Source organism: Kaistia soli DSM 19436, assembly GCF_900129325.1.
Lineage (GTDB): Bacteria > Pseudomonadota > Alphaproteobacteria > Rhizobiales > Kaistiaceae > Kaistia > Kaistia soli.
In genome coordinates this window covers 170,990-190,454 of record NZ_FQUP01000004.1, presented here as the reverse complement: position 1 = coordinate 190,454, position 19,465 = coordinate 170,990, and the positions used below count along the sequence as shown (strand labels likewise).

Sequence of the window (19,465 nt, the reverse complement as noted above, 5' to 3'; positions counted from 1 at the left end):
CCGAGGAGAAGAAGGCCGGAGCACCGCCACCGCCACGCCCGGTTGCAGCGATGCAGGTCGGCGTCGCGACGGCGCTCGGCCAGCGCCAGTTTCCGGGTCTCGCCAAGGCAGCGCAGGAGGCGATGCTGACGTTCCGCGTCTCTGGCCAGATCGCATCGCTGCCCGTTCGGGTCGGCCAGAAGATCGAGGCCGGCACGATCGTCGCGGCGCTCGACGACAGTTCCTATCGCTCCGACGTGACGCGGCTTCAGGCCGACCTCGATCAGGCCAATGCCGATCTGCAGCTGAAGTCGGACCAGTATGATCGCATCCTGCCCCTGGTGAAGAGCGGGACCTATCCAAAGGCGCGCGGCGACGATGCGCTGAGCGCGCGGGAAGGCGCGACGGCACGCGTCCAGTCGGTCAGGTCCGCCCTTCAGCGGGCGCAGATCGACCTTGACCAGACCGTTCTGAAGGCTCCCTTCGAGGGGCGGGTTGTCGCCGTCTATCCCGAGGTTTTCGAGGAAGTCCGCGCCCAGCAGCAGATCGTCCGCCTGCTTGATCTGCGCCGGCTTGAGGCCGTCATCGACATTCCCGAGACGCTGATCACGCTCGTGCCGCTCGTCGGCTCGATCGAAGCGCGGTTCGACGCCTATCCAGATACGGTGCTGAAGGGAGAGGTCGTCGAGATCGGCACCGAAGCGTCGCAACTGACCAGAACCTTCCCGGTGACCATCGCGATGGACCAGTCGGCCGATGCCAAGGTCGTCATTCTCCCCGGCATGGCCGGCAACTTCCGGGTCGCCACCGTCGATGAGGGTGAAGCCCAGAAGCAGATTGTCGTGCCCCCGGCCGCGGTGCGGCCGCTGGAGCCCGGCAAGGCGCCGCTCGCTGTCTGGGTCCTTGATCCGGCGACGGCCAAGGTCGCGCTCCGGCCCGTCCAGGTCGGCCGTGTCGTGCAGGGTGGCCTTGAAGTTAAGGAGGGGCTGAAGCCTGGCGAATGGGTGGTGACCGCCGGCGCCAACAGTCTCGCCGAGGCAGAGCTCGTGCGTCTGCCGCCGGAAGGCGAAGCATCGCCGGAGGCACCCAGATCATGAAGATCGTCGAATTCGCGGTCGATCGTCCGACGGTTACCTGGTTCGGAGCCGCGCTGATCCTCATCGGCGGTTTCGTCGCCTTTTTCACGCTTGGCCAGCTCGAAGATCCGGAATTCACCATCAAGACCGCGGTGGTCATGACGGCCTATCCCGGCGCCAATCCCGAGGAAGTCGAGCAGGAGGTGACCGACAAGATCGAGGTGTCGCTGCAGAAGCTGAAGGAGCTCGATTCGCTGGAGAGCTTCTCGAAGGCCGGAAGCTCGCGCATCAAAGTCAACATCAAGGCCTCCTATGGCTCCGAGGAGCTGCCGGCGATCTGGGACAAGGTGCGCGCCCGCGTCGACGAGGCGGCGCGTCAATTGCCGCCTGGAGCCGGCAAGCCGCAGGTCATCGACGATTTCGGCGACGTCTTCGGGCTGCTGCTGGCCGTGACCAGCGATGGCTATTCGCCGAGCCAGCTCAAGACCTATGCCGACGATCTCAAGCGTGAACTCAGCCTCGTCGATGGCGTCGCCCGCGTCGATCTTTGGGGCGTGCAGGATCGGCGCATCTATGTCGATGTGCGGCAGAGCCAGCTGGCGCAGCTCGGCCTTTCCGAGGCGACCATCGCGGCAGGCCTCGCGACGCAGAACGCGGTCGTCGACGGCGGGCAGATGTATGTGAACGACAGCAAGCTGCGCATCGCGCCCACCGGCACCTTCGACGTCGCCGAACAGATCGGTGACCTCGCGCTGCAGCCGACGGCGCTGGACCTCCTCCAGAATGCAAACCGCCAGTCGCAGGGCGGCAATAACGAAGTCATCCGCCTGCGCGATGTCGGCCGCGTCTATGAAGGCTATGCCGATCCGCCGGCGCAGATCATGCGCTTCAACGGACGACCGGCGATCGGCATCGCGATCACAAACCGCCCCGGCGAGAACGTCGTGACGGTCGGCGAGGCTGTTGATAAGCGCCTCGCCGAGCTGACGCTGGATCTGCCTATCGGCGTCGGTGTCGAGAAGGTGAACTGGCAGTCGACAACCATCGACCAGTCGGTGAGCGGCTTCTTCATCAGCCTGCTCGAATCGATCGTCATTGTTCTCGTCGTGCTGACGGTCCCGTCGGGCTGGCGCATGGGCGTCGTCATCGGCACCGCGCTGATGCTGACGGTGATGGCGACCTTCCTGATGATGGGCATCTTCGGCATCGACTTGCAGCGCATGTCGCTCGGCGCGCTGGTCATTGCCCTCGGCATGATGGTCGACAACGCGATCGTCATCGCAGACGGCTATGCCGTGCGGATCAATCAAGGCATGGAACGGCGCGCCGCGGCGATCGAGGCTGCGAGCCAGCCGGCCATGGCGCTGCTTGGCGCCACGATCATCGCCGTCATGGCGTTCTATCCGATCTTCGCCTCCGAGGAGAGCGCCGGGGAATATTGCGCGAGCCTCTTTTCCGTCGTCGCGATCTCGCTGCTGGTCTCCTGGGTCCTCTCGGTCACGGTCACGCCGCTGCAATGCATCGCGATGCTGAAGCCGGCCAAGAATGCCAGCGCGGAAGCCTTCGGCGGCCCGTTCTTCAACACCTTCCGCGGTCTGCTGCATCTCGCCATCCGCTTCCGCTTCGCGACGATCGCCATCGCGTTCGCGGTGCTTGTCGCAGCGCTCGGATCGTTCGGCGGTGTCACCAAGCTCTTCTTCCCCGACGCGGCGATGACCAAGTTCATGGTCGATTACTGGATGCCGGAGGGGACGCGCATCGAGCGTGTCTCGGCGGACCTCGCCGCGATCGATGAACATCTGCGTGCCGATCCGCGCGTTGCCGAGGTCGCGACCTTCGTCGGGGCCGGCCCACCGCGCTTCTACCTTCCGGTCGAGCCTGAGGCGCAGAATTCGGCCTATGGCCAGCTCGTCGTCAACGTCCATGACCTCGGAGAAATCGACGGCCTGATTGCCGAGCTGCAGCCTTGGCTTGCCCAGAATTTCCCGACGGCGCTGACCCCGCTACGCAAGTTCGCCGTCGGACCTGGCGATACGTGGAAGTTCGAGCTGCGGCTGAGCGGGCCGGGCGATGCGAGCCCGGCGGTATTGCGCGGCCTCGGAGACCAGGTGCTGGCAATCGTCAGGGCGAGCCCCTATGCGGGATTGATGCAGACCGACTGGCGACAGGCGGTGCTGGAAGTCCGCCCCGACTACAATCCCGTGCGCGCAGCCTGGGCCGGGATCACCCGGGAGGACCTCGCCCGCACGACCCGCCGCACCTATGACGGGCTGCCGATCGGTACATTCCGCGATGGCGACGAGCTCGTCCCGATCGTCATGCGCAACGTCGCCAGCGAGCGAGACCGTCCCGGCGATATCGACGTCCTCGGCGTGCGCGGCATCGCCAGCACGCAGTCGGTGCCGCTGGCGCAGGTTGTCGACAGCGTGGCCGTCGCGCCGCAGGAGGCGGTGATCGCCCGTTACGACCGTCGGCGCACCCTGACGGTGCAGGCCAATCCAGCGCTCGGACAGACTTTCCCGACGCTTTACCAGGATGTGAAGGCGAAGATCGAGGCGCTGCCTCTTCCCGCCGGCTACGGCATGGAATGGGGCGGCGAACAGGAAAACAGCTCAAAGAGCCAGGCCTCGCTGCTGCCAGGCGCCATCCCGGCACTCGCGATCACGATCTTCATCATGGTCGCGCTGTTCAATTCGCTGCGCCCGCCGCTCGTCATCGCGCTCACCATTCCCTTCGCGCTCGCCGGGGTCATCTTTGGCCTGCTCATCACCGGCGTGCCCTTCGGCTTCGTGGCCCTCCTCGCCGCGATGAGCCTGGCTGGCATGATGATCAAGAACGGGCTCGTGCTGCTGGACGAGATCAATGCCGGCGTCGACCGCGGGCTGACACGTTACGATGCGACGGTCGAGGCCGCCGTCTCGCGGCTGAGGCCCGTGCTGCTGGCGGCCGGAACCACGGTTCTCGGCGTGATCCCGCTGCTATCGGACGTCTTCTGGGTTGGCCTCGCCGTCGTCATCATGGCGGGCCTCACCTACGGCACGCTTCTCACCATGGTGCTGGTGCCGGTGCTCTATTCGACCTTCTATGGCCTGAAGCGGGACAAGAAGGCAGCCGAAGCGACGCCTCCGCCCGCTGCGACAGCGGTCCCGCCGGCGGGAGTTGCGGCATGATCAGTCGCGGCGAGATCAAAGCGGACGACGTCCGCCACGCTTCCGGCGCTGCCGCCCTGCTCGCTCGCTGGGCGCCTGGCATCGGCGAACTCCGTCGCTATGATCGTGCGGACTTCCCGGCCGATCTCAGGGCGGGCATCGCCGTGGCGGCGGTCGCGATTCCCGTCGGCATCGCCTATTCCGAACTCGCCGGCTTCCGTCCCGAATATGGCCTCTATGCCTGCTTCGTGCCGCCGCTTGTTTATGTCGTCTTTGGCTCTTCGCGACAGATGATCGTCGGGCCGGATGCCGCCACCTGCGCAGTGCTGGCCGCCGCTGTCGCGCCACTCGCACTTGGTGATCCCGCTCGCTATGCGGCGCTTGCCGGCATGCTCACGCTGATCGCCGGGCTGATCTGCATCGTGGCCAGTTTGATGCGGCTTGGGGCGCTGGCCGACTTCCTGTCGAAGCCCATTCTGGTGGGCCTGCTCAACGGCATCGCTTTGACGATCATCCTCGGCCAGCTCGGCAAGCTCACCGGCATCAAGCTGGAAAGCCATGGCCTGGCGATCGCGCTCGAGACAATACGGCGCGCCCATGAGGCTGTGCCGATGGCTGTCATGATCGGGCTGGCTGCGCTGCTCGTCGTCGGCCTGCTGCCACGCATCTTGCCGGCTCTCCCGTCCGGCATCGTGGCCATGGCGCTGGCCGCGGCCGCCGTGGCATTGCTCGGCCTTGACCGGATGGGCCTCGCCACGCTCGGACCCGTGCCCAGCGGCCTGCCGGATCTGGCTTTTCCCAATGCGGGGTTCGCTGACTTGCCCGATCTGCTGCCGAATGCTGCCGCGCTCGCGTTGGTCAGCTATGCGAGCCTCATCTTTTCGGCCCAATCCTTTGCCGCCAAGAACGGCTATGAGGTGGACGCCGACCAGGAGTTCGCGGCGCTTGGCGCATGCAATCTCGTGGCAAGCCTCTGCCAGACCTTCGCGATCAGCGGAGCGGATTCACGCACGGCCGTGGGCGACGCCAATGGCAGCCGGACGCGGCTTACCGGTCTCATCGCGGCGCTGATCGTCGGTGTCGTGCTGCTGGTCTTTACGGCGCCGCTTCGCTACGTGCCGCTGGCCGCGCTCGGCGCGGTACTGGTCTTTGCCGGCCTGTCGCTGATTGATCTGAAGACCCTTCGTCTCATCTGGCGGGCCGACCCTGTCGAGGCGGCCATCTCGCTGTTGGCGACATTCGGCGTCGTCGGGCTCGGCATAACGCGCGGTGTGCTGTTCGCCGTCGTACTGGCGCTGCTCCGCTTCATCCATCTGACCGCGCGCCCGAGCCTCGATGAGCTCGGCCTCATGACGGGGATGGCCGGCTTCCATGCGCTCTCCCGCCACGCGACGGCGCGCCCGGTGCCGGGGGTGGTGATCCTGCGCTTCAACGGGCCGCTGGTATTCTTCAACACCGGGCATTTCCGCAAGGCGCTTCTGGCGGCTGTGGCCGCAAGTCCCACGCCGCCTCGCGCGGTGGTGATCGACCTGCTGCCGATGACGCGGATCGACGTCAGCGGCCTGTTCACTTTGCGCGATATCGCTGGCGCGCTCGGCTCCCGCGGCATCCGGATTGTTGGCGCTGGCCGGCGCACGGAGTGGCTTCATTGGCGCGATCAACACGGCTTCGACGAACTCGGGTTCGAGATCTTTCCGACCCTGCGCAGCGCCGTCCACGCGCTGACGCGGACGACCGCCGACCTTCCCAAAGAGGACGGGGACAACGGCAATGAGGGAGAGGGCGAGCTGCCGCGCGCGGCCTCGCTTCCGTCCGGGAGGACATCAGCATGATCCAGCCGCATGTCGTTGAACTTTCGGCGGCCATCGAGACGATGGCGAGCCAGGCGCGGAGCGCCAACGAACTGGCCGATGCGCTCCGCCGCCGCTATCCCGACGAGCCGATCTCGATGCTGCGCCGGGCCATCTTCTTCGCCGTCACCGATCCCAACCGGAAAGACGGCGCCGTCACATCACGATTGTTCGATGCCGCCTTCGCGATGCTGGAGGGCACAGGATTGCACGCCGCCTGACGCGGCGTTGGTTCAGGGGAGAGCCGCCATGGACAACAAGCACAAGGTCGACAAGAAGGACGACAAGAGGGCCGATCCGGCTGTCTTCTTAAGAGACCCGGCGGAGAATGCGGACGGCAAGCTCGGCCGGAAGGTCTATGAGACGGAGCTGGAAAAGCTGCAGACCGAATTGGTGCGCATGCAGCAATGGGCGAAACAGTCAGGCGCCAGAATCTGCATCCTGTTCGAAGGCCGCGACGCGGCCGGCAAGGGCGGCGTGATCAAGGCGATCATGGAACGGGTCAATCCCCGCATCTTCCGCGTCATCGCCCTGCCGCCGCCGACGGAACGCGAAAAAACGCAGCTCTATATCCAGCGGTATCTTCCGTATCTGCCGGCGGCGGGCGAAATCGTGATCTTCGACCGCTCCTGGTATAATCGCGCTGGCGTCGAACGCGTGATGGGCTTCTGCACCGAGGACCAGGTGACGAAGTTCCTCAGCGGCGTCGGCGGCGTCGAGCGGGCCATGGTCGAATCCGGCATGATCTTGCTCAAATACTGGCTGGAGGTAAGCCCGGAGGAGCAGACGCGCCGCATCGAAGCGCGCATCGATGATCCAAAGAAGGTCTGGAAGCTCTCGCCGATGGATGTGCTGTCCTATGAGCGCTGGTACGACTATTCCCGGGCTCGCGACGCGATGTTCGCGGCGAGCGATACCGGATGGGCGCCCTGGTTCGTTGCCCAGTCTGATGACAAGAAGCGCGCCCGCCTCAACATCATCAGCCATCTGCTGTCGAAGATCCCCTACGAGCGCATCAAGAGCGAGAAGGTCAAGCTGCCCAAGCGCCAGAAGGCCGGCGGCTATGTCGAGCCCGACATGCCGTTGCACAAGATTCCGGAGCCTTTCTGACGCCATCCGGGACTATCCATGAAGTGTCGGCCTGAGTTCAGGACGCGACTGGATGTGGCCGTTTCTCCGATGAGCCTGTCGCCTCGTTGACGGCACCGCTCGCTCGACCTCTGTCCCGACCAAGGACTTGCGGCCCCGCGCGAATTGACGCTATCCACCGGGGCGAAGGGGTAGCGACGACCATGGTGAAGCAGGTAGCGAGGCGTCTTGGCGCGCCGTCAGGCCCCCGGGCGGCGAATGTGGCGGAGACGCGGGAACGCATCCTGCAGGCTGCCATCCGCCAATTCGCGCGCCACGGATTTGCCGGTGCACGCATCGACGTCATCTGCGCCGAGGCCGGCGTCAATGCCCGCATGATCTACCACTACTATTCCGACAAGGCTGGCCTCTATGTTGCCGTTCTCGAGCGCGTGCTCGGCGATCTGCGGATCGAGGAACTGAAGCTCGAGATCGATGAAAGCCGGCCGCTGGACGGGCTGCTGACGATGTTCGAGTTCACGTTCCGCCATTTTGCGCGGCATCCCGAACTGGTGCGCCTGCTGTCCGCCGAGAACCTCTTGGAAGGGCAGTATCTGAAGGGATCGGAATCGACGCCGATGGTCGCCTCGCCGGTGATCGGGCACATCGGCACGCTGCTGGCGCGCGGCGAGGCCACCGGCGCCCTGCGGCCGGGCCTCGATCCGGTGCATCTCTATGTGACGATGGTCGCGCTCTGTTATTTCCACAAGTCGAATGCCTACACGCTGAGCGCGATCTTCCGAACCGATATCGGCGCTGAGGACTGGCAGCAGCAGCATTTCGCGATGGCCCGCGCCGTCCTCGCCGCTTATCTGGCGCCGCCGGCTCAGCACTGAAGTCAGCCTAGTTCACGGGCGCAGACTGCCGCATTTCTGCGCAAATACGATCGCACGTCGTCGCCATTGAAGGCACCGCGCGTCTGCATGCGCCGCGGCGCCGACAGCCAATCCCATAAAGTATGTGAACATTTACTAATTGAAGATGGGTGCCGCGTGGCGGCCAGGAAACATGGCACGCTGATTGCTTTAGTAAGTGGGCAATTACTATTAACCCTTGCCGGAGCCCGCCATGTCCCGCCCGAGCCTTGCAAATTCGATCCGACGCTTCGCGTGCGCCGCCTTCGGCCTCGCCCTGACTGCAACCGCCTCCGCCGCCGCCGATGAGCAGAAGATCGGCTTCATCTATGTCGGACCGGCTGCCGACGAGGGCTACAACATGTCGATGGATCTCGGCCGGAAATATCTTGAAGAGCATGTTCCCGGCGTGTCGACCTCCTTCTTCGAGGCTGTGCCTGAAACGGCCGAAGTCGAGCGGGTGATGGAGCGGATGATCCGGTCCGGCCAGAAGATCATCTTCGCCACCAGCTACGGATATCTCGACTACGCGATTGCCCTCGGCAAGAAATATCCTGACGTCCGCTTCCTGCATGCGGGCGGCCTCAAGACGTCGGACAATGTCGGCACCTATTGGGCCGACAGCGATGACGGAATGTATCTGGCCGGGATGACCGCCGCGTCGGTTTCGAAGAACGGCAAGCTTGGCTTTGTCGGCGCTTTCCAGATCCCGCAGCTTTTCCGTTCGATCAATGCGTTCGCGCTTGGCGCCCAGTCCGTCAATCCGGCCGCGACCGTCACCGTGGTGTGGACCGGCGGCTGGTGGGAGCCGCAGAAAGAGACCGAAGCGGTCAGCGCCTTCGCCGATCAGGGCATCGACGTGGTCGCGGAACAGGTCGACAGCCCGATCACGATTGCCCAGACCGCCGAGAAGCGCGGCATCCACATCGTCGGAAAGGACGTCAACGTCAAGGATCGCGCCCCGAAGGCCTGGCTTACCGGCGTGTCCTGGAACTGGGGCCCGATGATGGAAGGGCTGGTGAAGGAGATCGACGCTGGTACCTGGAAGCCCTCCCATGTGCGAGGCGATCTCGCCAGCGGGGCTGCGGTGCTCGATCCCTTCGGCGAAGCGGTGCCAGAGCCGGTCCGCGAGAAGGTGCTGGCCATCAAAGCCGAGATCATTGCCGGCAAGAAGGACATCTGGAGCGGCCCGATCGTCCGCCAGGACGGCACCGAGGTCGTGAAATCAGGCGAAGCCCTCGGGATGGAAGCCGTGGAGACGATGGATTTTCTCGTCAAGGGCGTCGTCGGCTCGACGAACTGAGATGGATCCGGCCGGCGGCAGCCCTGCCGTCGGCCCCTGAACCCGCATCGGGACCGGACAAGAATGACAACGAATACCAGGAGGCCGGACGCCCCGGCAGACGGCACCGTCCTGCAGGGCACGTCCCCGGCACAGGGCTGGCTGGTCGGCCGCGACCATGTCGACATGAGCCGGCCGCCGCGGCCCTACCGACCAGCCGTCTTCGCCGCCGAGCCGCAGTCAGTCACCATCGATGCAGGCAAGACCGCGCTGCTGATCGTCGACATGCAGAACGACTTCTGCACGGTCGGCGGCTGGCTGTCCTCACGCGGCATCGACATCACGCCCAATCGCGCGCCGATCGCGCCGCTCCAGCGCATGATCAAGGCCTGCCGCGCCGCCGCGGTCCCCGTCGTCTGGGTCAACTGGGGCGTCCGCAAAGACCTTCTCAACATCTTCCCGTCGCTGCGCCATGCGCACAGCCCGCGCGGTGACGAGCCCGGCCTCGCGGAACCAGTTCCCGGCACGCGCTCGGAAGTCATCGCCAAGGGCAGCTGGGGTGCCGAGGTCGTCGATGAGATCAATCCCGGCACTGCCGACATCCAGATCACCAAGCATCGGTTCAGTGCGTTCTGGGATTGCGAGACGGATTCCGTGCTGCGCAATCTCGGTGTCACCACGCTCATGATCGCGGGCGTCAACATGGATCAGTGCGTGATGACGACGCTCGAGGATGCAAGTTTCCTCGGCTACGACGTCGTCCTCATTGAGGATTGCACGGCGACCACGTCGCCGCGGTTCTGCGTCGAAGCGGTTCTCTACAACGTCAAGCTGCTCTTCGGCTTCGTGACACGGTCGGAAGCCGTAATCGAGGCGCTTTCGCAAGGAGCAACGCTATGACGCCTCCGATCGCGACCACGGCCGAGCGGCGCCTCGCCGAGCTTGGCATAGAACTGCCTCATGTTCCGAAGCCGATAGCCAATTTCGTCCCCTGGCGGCGAGACGGCGCCCTCGTCTTCCTTGCCGGCCAGGTCTGTGAATGGAATGGCCGCGTCACGCACAAAGGCAAGGTCGGGGATGCCGTCGACCTCGTCGCCGCGCAGGAAGCCGCACGGATCTGCGCGCTCAACCTGACGGCGGCGCTGCGCGAGGCGCTCGGCGGCGATCTCGACCGTGTGCGCGCCTGCGTCCGCATCGGTGGCTTCGTCAATTGCGTGCCGGACTTCCCCTTCGTGCCACATGTCGTGAACGGCGCCTCCGACTTCTTCCATGCGCTTTTCGGCAGCGTCATCGGCGCGCATGCGAGGACCGCCATTGGCGTCGCGCAACTGCCGCAGGGCGCCTCGGTCGAGGTCGACGCGATCTTCGCAGTGGCATGATCATGGATCGAGAGCCGCTTGTTCGCTTCGAGCATCTGACGCGCCGCTTCGGCGAGCTGGCGGCCGTCTCCGACGTGTCGCTGGACATTCGCGCTGGTGAGGTGCTGGCGCTGCTCGGCGAGAACGGCGCCGGCAAGTCGACACTGATGAAGCTGCTCTACGGCATCCATCCGCCGAGCGCCGGGCGAATTCTGCTGGACGGGCGCGAGAGCCCGATCCGCGGACCCGCCGATGCGATGCGCAATGGCATCGGCATGGTGTTCCAGCATTTCTCCCTGTTGCCCGCGCTCTCCGTGCGCGACAATCTGCTCGCCGCCTGGCCGGCGACCCCGGCCTATATCGGCCGCCGCAGCAAGCGCGCGGCCCGCGTTCTCGACAGGCTCAGCGTCATCGCGCCGGACATCGATCCCGAGCGCCGCGTCGACACGCTGTCAGTGGGCGAACAGCAGCTTGTCGAGCTGTGCAAGGTCGTCAATCTCGAGGCCCGTGTCGTCATCCTCGACGAGCCGACCTCCGTGCTGACGCCGGCCGAGGCGCAGCGGCTTTACGACTTCGTCCTCCGCCTCGCCGCCGAGGGAAGGGCGGTCGTGCTGATCACGCACAAGCTCGCGGATGTCGAGGCGTGCGCGGATCGCATCGCGGTGATGCGCGGCGGAATGCTCGTCGCGGATTTCGCGAAGGGCGAGCGCACGACGGCCGAGACCGTGGCGCTGATGATGGGCCGGCCGGCCGCGACAGCTGAGCCAGCGCCCGACCGTTTTGCCGGCCGGCCGGCGCGCCTTGTGCTGCGCGAGATCACCGCCAGCGCCGCCGGCCATGTGCTCAAGGGCATCTCGCTGGAGATCGCAGGCGGGGAGGTGCTTGGAATTGCCGGCGTCGCCGGCAATGGCCAGACCCTGCTCGCCGAAGTGGTGGCTGGCGTCGAGGCGCCTTCCGGCGGCGATGTCCTGCTTGATGGTGAGAGCATCGCGCGCCGAGGCGACGAGCCGCACGCCACGCCCATCGGCTATATTCCCGAGCAGCCGCGCGACAATGCGGTGGTTGAAACGATGGACCTTTCCGCCAATCTTCGCCTCCGCGCGCTGGCGGCCGGCGAGGCAGATGGGGCCTATGACGTCGCGGCGCTTATCCGCCGCTTCAACATCGCGCCGTCCGAGCCGACGCGCCGCGCCGGCACGCTCTCCGGCGGCAATTTGCAGAAGCTCGTGGCGGCACGTGAACTCGGCGTGCCGCGCCCCGCTGTTCTCGCCTGCTATCCGACCATGGGCCTCGATCTCGGGGCGGTCGGCACCGTCTATGAGGCGATGTTCGCACAGGCGGCGGCCGGCGCCGCGGTTCTCTGGATTTCGGAGGATCTCGATGACCTGCTCGCCCGTGCGCACCGGATCGCGGTGATGCGCGGCGGCGCCATCGTCGCGCTCGTCGAGAATGATGGAACGCTGACGCGCGATCGTCTCGGGGCCTTCATGACCGGCGCTCCGGCGGAGGCGGCAGCATGAGCGCGCGCGAGGGCTGGATCACATTCGCGGCGACGCTCGCCGCCTTCCTGATGCTTTCGGCGATCTTCTTCCTGCTCCTCGGTAAGCCGCCACTCGAAATGGGTCTTTCCCTGGTCGAGTTCGCGTTCGGCGACGCCTATTCGCTTTCCGAAACACTGGCCAAGGCCTCGCCGATCCTGTTCTGCGCGCTCGCCGTCGCGGTTCCCGGCCGCCTCGGCCTGATCTCGGTCGGCGCCGAGGGCCAGCTCTATATCGGCGCCATCACCGGCACGGCTTTGGTCCTCGGTTTTCCCGAGCTGCCGCCGCTGGCCATGATCCCGCTGATGCTCGCGGCGGCGGCGCTTGGCGGCGCGGCCTGGGGGCTCGTGCCCGGTCTGCTCAGAGCGCGTCTCGACATCAACGAGACGATCGTCACCCTCATCCTCAATTACTGCGCCGTTCTGTTCGCCTCGGCCCTCGTCTTTGGGCCGTGGCGCGACCCTGCCAATCAGGGATGGCCTGCGACTGCGCCATTTCCACCCGCAGCCGTGCCACCGGCAGTGGACGGCAAGGTTCATCTCGGGCTGCTGATCGGCGTTCTTCTCGCTCTTGCCCTCCACGTCTTCTTCACGCGCGGCCGCGCAGCGGTGCATATCCGGATCCTCGCTGGAAATCGCAAGGTGGGGCGCACCTTCGGCCTCGACTTCGCCTTTTGGGTGACGGCGCTGATGGCGACGGGTGGCGCGATCGCGGGGATCGGCGGCATCATTGAGGTCGCAGCCATCCAGGGCCGGCTGCAACCTTCGATCTCGCTCGGCTACGGGCTCACCGGCTTCCTCGTCTCCTGGCTCGCGCGCCACCGGCCGCTGGTCATACTGCCCATCGCTCTTCTCGTCGGAGGCCTCCTCGCCGGCAGCGACGCGCTGCAGCTGTTCGCGAAGGTTCCGGCGGCGAGTGCGACCATCCTTGAAGGTCTGCTCTTCGCCACGGCACTCGCCGTCCCCGGCCTCATCGCCCGCTGGAGGCGCTCCGATGGAAACTGATCTCTGGATTCTGCTCGCCGGCTGGCTGGTTGCCACGCTGCGCAGCGCGACGCCGCTTCTTTTCGTGACGCTCGGCGAGACGCTGACCCAGCGAACCGGCGTCATCAATCTGGGCGTCGAAGGCGAGATGCTGGCAGGAGCCTGCTTCGGCTTTGCAGTCGCGGTCACCACCGGCAGCCCGTGGCTCGGCCTCGCCGCAGGCGCTCTGGCGGGCGGGACGCTTTCACTGCTGCATGCCGGGCTGGTGCTTGGGGCTCGCGCCAATCAGATCGGCTCGGGCATCGCGGTCTGGATGATCGCGCTTGGCACGACCTCCTATGTCGGCCGCGGCTTCGTCGGCCAGAAGGTGACACCGCTGCCGCAGCTCGTCGGGCCGGGTGCCGGAGATGGGTTGCTTGGGGTTCTGTTTCGTCAGCTGACCGCGCCTGCACCGCTCGCCTTCCTGGCCGTGGTGCTGGCCGCATGGTGGCTGGCCAACACCCGCGCCGGCCTCGCCTGGCGCGTCGCCGGGGAATCCGCCCGCGTAGCGGCGGAGAATGGTCTGCGGCCGACCTGGATACGCCTGCAGGCGATCGTGCTCGGCGGCCTGCTCTCCGGTCTCGGCGGCGCGGTGCTCTCGGTCGACTACACGCAGACCTGGGCCCAGGAAATCACCAAGGGACGCGGTCTCATCGCGGTGGGCCTCGTCATCGTAGCCCGCTGGCGGCCGATCTTGGTCCTTCCGGTGTGCCTGATGTTCGGCCTTGCCGAGGTCGCGGTGTTGCGTGTCCAGGCGGCTGGCGTCGAGGCGTCGTCCTATCTGATCGCCACCGCCCCCTATGCGGCCGTCCTGATCGTGCTCGTCGTCGGGCATCGCAGCGCCCGAAGGAGCCGGACGATGCCGGCCGATCTCAGGTCGATCTTCTCGTGAGCGGTGCGCGGCTGTGCCCGCATCGCCGAAAGGCAATCCGGGCCGCTAGATCACGCCGCGACGAACCGCTTCGGCCACTGCCTGGACGCGGTTGCTGGCGTTGAGCTTGGTCGTGATCTCCTGAACCTTGCGTTTCACGGTGATCTCGGTCAGCGCCATCTCGTCGGCGATGTCCTGCGTACGGGCGCCATCAGCGAGGAGCCGCAGCATCCGCACTTCCTGCGCGGTCAGTCCGCTGTCGCGTTGGATCTGCTGGGCCGCGACGCGCTTGTATTCCTCCATCATGGTCGGAATCAGCTCGGCGGAGAGCATGCGCTGGCCGCCATGGATGGCGCGCAGAGCCTTGGCGAGGGTTTCGTAGGAATTGGTCTTGAGCAGATAGGCGTCGGCGCCGGCCTCGAGCGCACCGACCAGATATTGCCGGTCATCATAGGTCGACAGGATGATGCATTTGGGCGCGTCCGGCCGGCTCTTGATGAGCCGCGTCAACTGGATGCCGTCCATGGTGCCGAGGCGGATGTCGATGGTGACGACGTCGGGCCGCTTGCCCGCGAGCTCGTTGAGCGCGTCGGACGCGTTGCCGGCTTCGGCAACCACGCGCATGTCTTCCTCGTCCTGCAGCAGGCTCTTGACCCCGCGGCGGAAGATCTCGTGGTCGTCGACGATCATGACCCTAATGCGCGGCTGTTCCATCCGATGCTCCGATAATGCCTCCGATCCCGATCAAGATGGTCGTTCCGCCGCCGGGGCGGCTCTCAATCGCCACATCGCCGCCGACGGCATGGGCGCGCTCGCGGATGCCGACGAGGCCGAGACCAAGTTCCGCGGCGTCGAGAACGAAGCCGCGCCCATCGTCGCGGATGGCGACATCGAGGCGAGACGGCCGGAAGGCGAGGGTGAGGTTGAGGTTGCGCGCACCGGCGTGACGAACAGCGTTCTGCGATGCCTCCTGCACGATGCGATAAATGGCGAGATCGACGTCGGGGCCGAGCGCGAAGGGCGTGCCGTCGACACGGATTTCGGCAACAAGCGGCACGTTGGAAGGCAGTGATGAGAGATAGTTCTCGAGGGCCGGGATGAGGCCGAGTTCGTCGAGCACAGTGGGGCGCAGCGCATAGATGATGTGCTTCATCTCGCGCAGCGTCGTATCGAGCATGCGCTGGCACTCGGTCAGCCGCGCGTCGAGATCGGGGCGGTCGCCGACGCGGCGGCGCAGGGCCTGCAATTCGTAGGTCGAGGCGAGGATCGACTGCGCGACGCTGTCATGCAGGTCATAGGCGATGCGGCGCCGCTCCTCTTCCTGCACGCCGACGAGACGGCGCAGCAGCGCGCGCAGCTCGACAGCCTTGCGCTCGATCTCGTCACGCGCGGCACGCAACTCCGTGGTGCGGTCGGCGACCTTCTGCTCCAGCGCTTCGGAAAGATCGCGAACGCGGGTGAACAGGCGGGCATTGGCGATCGCGACTACGGCCTGGTCGGCAAAGGTGCGGACGATGCGGCCGCTTTCGGGTCCATAGAAGCCAGGCTCTGGCCAGTCGATGCAGAGCCAGCCGAGGCATTCGCCCCCGAGGACGAGTGGCGCGCTGCACCAGGAGCGGACCTGCTCGGTGCCGGCCTGCACCACCCAGTCCGGCTCCCGGCGCACATCGGGGAGGATGATGGTGCGATGCTCCTCCAGTACCGGGCGCGACAGCGGGGTCTCGGCCGGATCGAACGTGACGGCGCGCACCTTGTCGTTGTCGGGATAGCCCTTGGCGGCGACAACCCGCATCATGCCGTCCTCGCCGCGCAGCGTGACGCGGCAGCCGCGATGCGGCACGACGCGCTCGAGCTCCTTCAGAACTGCCTCCAGCACCTGATCGGGATCGAGGCTGGACGAGATGATGCGCGACACGTCGGCCAGCGTATCGGCGAGCGCGCGCTCGTGCCGCTCGGCAGCGAACAGGCGATGCTGCTCGATCGCCGGCGCGATCTGGTCGGCGATGGTCTGTAGCAGGATGACATCGTCGCGACGGAAGGCGTCGCGACGGTCGCTCTGGATGTCGAGAACGCCGATAACGCGCTGGCCGAGGCGGAGCGGCAGCGCCAGCTCGGACTGCGTGTTGGGCAGCATCACATGCGAGACGAAATGGCTATCCATTGTCACGTCGGCCGAGATGCGCAACTGCCCCGTCTCGGCGACGCGGCCGATGATGCCGCGCCCGGCCGCTTCGCTGAAGCCGGCGGCAAGCAACTGGCCGGCGAAGGGGCCGGAGGCGTGGACCAGCTCGATCCGGCGCGTCTCCTCGTCCATCAGCAGCAGCTGGATATGGTCGTAGCCGAGCGAATGATGGATGAGGCGCGTGATCTCGCCAAAGAGCTCGGTGCGGTCGTGGATCGCCGTCACCTGCTGGCCAAGCCGATGCACCAAGGCGAGATGACTCTTGATCCGCTCGATCTGGGCGGAGAGGCTGTTGCTGTCGAGGAAGCCGACGAGATCGTCCGCGACGAGGCGCACGAGCTCAGCGCGCTGAGGTCGCGCCCGCTCCGAGCGCGGGAAGCCGAGCAGCACATGGCCGCGCGGCCCGTCGCGGCCGGCAAGCGGCGCGGCCTCCAGGGCAAAACCCTGGCTGGCAGCCCTGTTGACCATGAAGGTCGGCATCGTCACAGCGCCGGCGGCTTGCAGGCGCAGATCGCCGAGATGCCGGTGGATCAGCGGCGGGATCTCGCCGGCGACGAAGATTTCGGCACCGCGCTCGCTCGACAGCAGCACGGCGATCCAGCCGGCGCCGGTGACGGCGAGTGCGCGCTGCAGTCTTTCGTCGAGGCGGGCGCGATCGGTGGCGGCGAGGTCAACGGCCAAGATGCGCTGCAGGCGCAGCATGTGGGTGCCGTCATCGTCGCGATAGAGCGGCCGTGCCAGCGGCTGGTCCGCCGTCTCCGCCATATCACCGACCGAGAAGCCCATCAGGCCGTCTCGCCCAGCAGCTGGTGATCGGCCGCGACACCGACCCCGTCCAGACGGAGGCCACGTCCTGCAGCCGCCGTCACGGCGCCCGCTGCGAAAACGGTCTCGCCCCGGCTGATGGTCCGCTCGATGCGGCCGCGGAGCGCCGCGCCGACATAGGCGCTGTGGCGGTTGCGATAGAACAAATCCTCCTCGGCGAGCGTGAATTCGGCATCGGGGTCGACCAGCACCAGATCGGCGTCGGCACCGATAGCGAGCGAGCCCTTCCGGGGCGACAGGCCGAACAGACGGGCCGGATTGGTCGCGGTCATGCGGACGATGTCGGAGAGGGCGAGGCCGCGCTTCGATCCCTCGGTGAGCAGAACCGGCAGTGTCGACTGCAGCCCGGAGATCCCGCCCCAGGCCTTGAAGATGTCGGCATCGCCGGCGGTCTTGTCCGCGATCAGACAGGGGGAATGGTCGGAGGCGATGACATCGACGGCACCCGCCAATACCCGCTCCCACAATGCCTCGCGCTCGGCGGGCGCGCGCAGTGGCGGCGCGCATTTGGCGAGCGGTCCGATGCGTTCGAGATCGCGCTCGTCAAAGAAAAGATAATGCGGGCAGGTCTCGGCGGTGACCGCAAGGCCGCGAGCCTTGGCGGCGCTGATCCGGTCGATCCCAGCGGCGGAGGAGACGTGAACGATATGCAGCCGCGCGCCGGTTTCCTCGGCGATGGCGACCGCCTGATCGATGGCGGCAAGCTCGGCGTCGATCGGCCTTGCTTCGCCCCAGGCGGCGCGGTCGGTGCGGCCGGCGGCGCGCAGCGTCGCGGTGAGGCGGTCGGTCATCGCCTCGTCCTCGGCATGGACGGCGAGGAAGGAACCGAATGTCGCGATCGCGCCCATGCCGGCCCGCATCAGCCGTGCATCGACGCGCGGAAAATCCGACGCCGTGCACATGAAGGCCTTGAAGCCGACGACGCCGCCGGCCTGCAGGTCGGCGAGGTCGGACAGGTTGTCATCGACGAGGCCGCCCCAGAGTGCATAGTCGACGATGCTTGTCGCCGCGGCCTGCTGCTTGAGGCGCAAGGCCTCGGCATTCACGGTCGGCGGATGGGCATTGAGCGGCATCTCGACGAAAGTCGTGATGCCGCCGGCCGCCGCGGCGCGGCTGCCGGTTTCGAACCCCTCCCAATGACCGCGCCCTGGCTCGGAGAAATGCACATGCGCGTCGACGAGGCCCGGCATCAGCACGCGCCCGCCCGCATCGATGGTCTCGCTGGCCAACGCAGCGCTCTCGCCCTCGAAGACCGAGGCAATGCGTCCGCCGCTTACCCCCACCCCGCCCGTGAAGTCATGCTCCGCCGTCACGACGCGTGCATTGCGGATGACGAGGTCGAACGCTGCGCTCATCCGTCGAGCCCGATCAGCCGGGCCGGATTGGTCGCCGTCATCGTCTGTACCTCCTCGATCGAGAAGCCGAAATAAAGAAGCATCGAGATCATCATCCGCATGCCCTCGATCGGCGAGGGCAACACCCTGACGCCATAGTCGGTCGCAAGTACGAACTGTTCCGGTCCGACATCGCGAATGCCCTGCAGCCAGCTCATGGCTCGGCCATGCACGAGCGAACTCATATCCATCAGCTCACGCTCGACATAGTAGTGCGTCTGAGGCATCCATGGCCCACCGAAGTCGACGGCGCAAGCCTCGAGGAAGAAGCCGCGGCGCGCGATGTCCTTCTGCTGCTCGACGGTGAGAAGCGCCCGGGCTGGATGGGCGACCAGCACCTTCCGGATGCCCCATTGCTCGGCCAGATCGACGACGCGCATCGCCTCAGGTCCCGAGACATGGCCGGTGTTGAGATAGACCTCGGGCCGCTCGGCGACCATGTCGAGAATCTCCTTCAGTGCATCCGGCACCGGCCCGTCGAGCGGGATGCGGATGGCACGCGACAGTTCCTTCTCGGCAAAGCCGGGGATCGCATCCTTGAAGGGGACGAGCTTGCCGTCGACCAGAGTCGATTCCGTCGTCGCCGAATGCCAGGTGCAATGCGAGCCGAACGAGATCATCCGGCAGCCTTCGCCGAGATTGAGCGCCGTGCGCACCGCGCGTGGGTTCATTCCGCCATGCGAGGAATTCATCAGATATCCGCCATAGGTGCGGAAATCTTTCATGTAGCGGTTGACCATCCAGGCGGTACCGGAGGCCCAGCCGAACACATCGTAGTAAAGGATGGTTCGCATGCCGGCCGCGCGGGCCATCTCGGCGACCTGGATCGGGTCGAAATGCCCGGGATTGGAGCGGAGCACCGGCCCCGCATGGACATGGCTGTCGATGGCGCCGACGAGGAGTTCCTCGGGCAGTTCCATGGTGCGGTTGTAGAAGGGCTCGTAGGTTGCCACGGCT

General features: G+C 66.3%; 16 protein-coding genes. 12 read left to right on the top strand and 4 right to left on the bottom strand.

The window, feature by feature from the left end; genetic code table 11:
• Positions 1–50 precede the first annotated feature (50 nt).
• The 12 genes from BUB39_RS17645 (at position 51) to BUB39_RS17590 (ending at position 14,128) form a co-directional block, all read left to right on the top strand.
• On the top strand, positions 51–1,076 hold the full coding sequence (locus BUB39_RS17645) for an efflux RND transporter periplasmic adaptor subunit (protein ID WP_084527584.1): 1,026 nt from the start codon (positions 51–53) through the stop codon (positions 1,074–1,076).
• Positions 1,073–4,225 carry an efflux RND transporter permease subunit gene (locus BUB39_RS17640; protein WP_073056024.1) on the top strand — a complete coding sequence of 1,051 codons (3,153 nt, stop codon included), beginning with the start codon at positions 1,073–1,075 and terminating at the stop codon, positions 4,223–4,225. Before BUB39_RS17645 ends, BUB39_RS17640 begins: the two co-directional genes overlap by 4 nt.
• On the top strand, positions 4,222–6,036 hold the full coding sequence (locus tag BUB39_RS17635) for a SulP family inorganic anion transporter (RefSeq protein ID WP_073056022.1): 1,815 nt from the start codon (positions 4,222–4,224) through the stop codon (positions 6,034–6,036). The genes BUB39_RS17640 and BUB39_RS17635 overlap by 4 nt, the downstream gene beginning before the upstream one ends.
• Positions 6,033–6,275, top strand: coding sequence for a hypothetical protein (locus BUB39_RS17630; protein WP_073056020.1), 243 nt, complete (start codon positions 6,033–6,035; stop codon positions 6,273–6,275). Before BUB39_RS17635 ends, BUB39_RS17630 begins: the two co-directional genes overlap by 4 nt.
• Positions 6,276–6,303: 28 nt before the next feature.
• Positions 6,304–7,164 carry a polyphosphate kinase 2 gene (gene ppk2 / locus BUB39_RS17625; RefSeq protein WP_073056018.1) on the top strand — a complete coding sequence of 287 codons (861 nt, stop codon included), beginning with the start codon at positions 6,304–6,306 and terminating at the stop codon, positions 7,162–7,164.
• Between the two features lie 182 nt (positions 7,165–7,346).
• Positions 7,347–8,018, top strand: coding sequence for a TetR/AcrR family transcriptional regulator (locus BUB39_RS17620; RefSeq protein ID WP_073056016.1), 672 nt, complete (start codon positions 7,347–7,349; stop codon positions 8,016–8,018).
• A 232-nt stretch (positions 8,019–8,250) separates the two neighbouring features.
• Positions 8,251–9,339 carry a BMP family ABC transporter substrate-binding protein gene (locus BUB39_RS17615; RefSeq protein ID WP_073056014.1) on the top strand — a complete coding sequence of 363 codons (1,089 nt, stop codon included), beginning with the start codon at positions 8,251–8,253 and terminating at the stop codon, positions 9,337–9,339.
• A gap of 63 nt (positions 9,340–9,402) precedes the next feature.
• Positions 9,403–10,218 carry a cysteine hydrolase family protein gene (locus tag BUB39_RS17610; RefSeq protein ID WP_073056012.1) on the top strand — a complete coding sequence of 272 codons (816 nt, stop codon included), beginning with the start codon at positions 9,403–9,405 and terminating at the stop codon, positions 10,216–10,218.
• Positions 10,215–10,697 carry a RidA family protein gene (locus BUB39_RS17605; protein WP_073056010.1) on the top strand — a complete coding sequence of 161 codons (483 nt, stop codon included), beginning with the start codon at positions 10,215–10,217 and terminating at the stop codon, positions 10,695–10,697. Before BUB39_RS17610 ends, BUB39_RS17605 begins: the two co-directional genes overlap by 4 nt.
• Positions 10,694–12,196, top strand: coding sequence for an ABC transporter ATP-binding protein (locus BUB39_RS17600; RefSeq protein ID WP_084527580.1), 1,503 nt, complete (start codon positions 10,694–10,696; stop codon positions 12,194–12,196). The genes BUB39_RS17605 and BUB39_RS17600 overlap by 4 nt, the downstream gene beginning before the upstream one ends.
• A complete protein-coding gene (locus tag BUB39_RS17595) occupies positions 12,193–13,218 on the top strand; it encodes an ABC transporter permease (RefSeq protein WP_073056008.1) in 1,026 nt (341 codons plus the stop codon). The genes BUB39_RS17600 and BUB39_RS17595 overlap by 4 nt, the downstream gene beginning before the upstream one ends.
• Positions 13,208–14,128 carry an ABC transporter permease gene (locus tag BUB39_RS17590; protein ID WP_073056006.1) on the top strand — a complete coding sequence of 307 codons (921 nt, stop codon included), beginning with the start codon at positions 13,208–13,210 and terminating at the stop codon, positions 14,126–14,128. Before BUB39_RS17595 ends, BUB39_RS17590 begins: the two co-directional genes overlap by 11 nt.
• Positions 14,129–14,173: 45 nt before the next feature.
• Here BUB39_RS17590 and BUB39_RS17585 read toward each other — a convergent pair whose 3' ends face one another.
• The 4 genes from BUB39_RS17585 to BUB39_RS17570 are packed head-to-tail and all read right to left on the bottom strand — an operon-like array spanning position 14,174 to position 19,461.
• Positions 14,174–14,821, bottom strand: a complete 648-nt coding sequence (locus BUB39_RS17585; RefSeq protein WP_073056004.1) for a response regulator transcription factor — start codon at positions 14,819–14,821, stop codon at positions 14,174–14,176.
• Positions 14,802–17,075, bottom strand: coding sequence for a GAF domain-containing sensor histidine kinase (locus tag BUB39_RS17580; RefSeq protein WP_073056001.1), 2,274 nt, complete (start codon positions 17,073–17,075; stop codon positions 14,802–14,804). The genes BUB39_RS17585 and BUB39_RS17580 overlap by 20 nt, the downstream gene beginning before the upstream one ends.
• Entirely contained in the window at positions 17,075–18,469 is a 1,395-nt protein-coding gene (allB, locus tag BUB39_RS17575) for an allantoinase AllB (RefSeq protein WP_073055999.1), read from the bottom strand. Before allB ends, BUB39_RS17580 begins: the two co-directional genes overlap by 1 nt.
• Positions 18,466–19,461: a DUF6282 family protein gene (locus BUB39_RS17570; RefSeq protein WP_073055997.1), complete on the bottom strand. Its 996-nt coding sequence runs from the start codon at positions 19,459–19,461 to the stop codon at positions 18,466–18,468. Before BUB39_RS17570 ends, allB begins: the two co-directional genes overlap by 4 nt.
• Positions 19,462–19,465 lie beyond the last annotated feature (4 nt).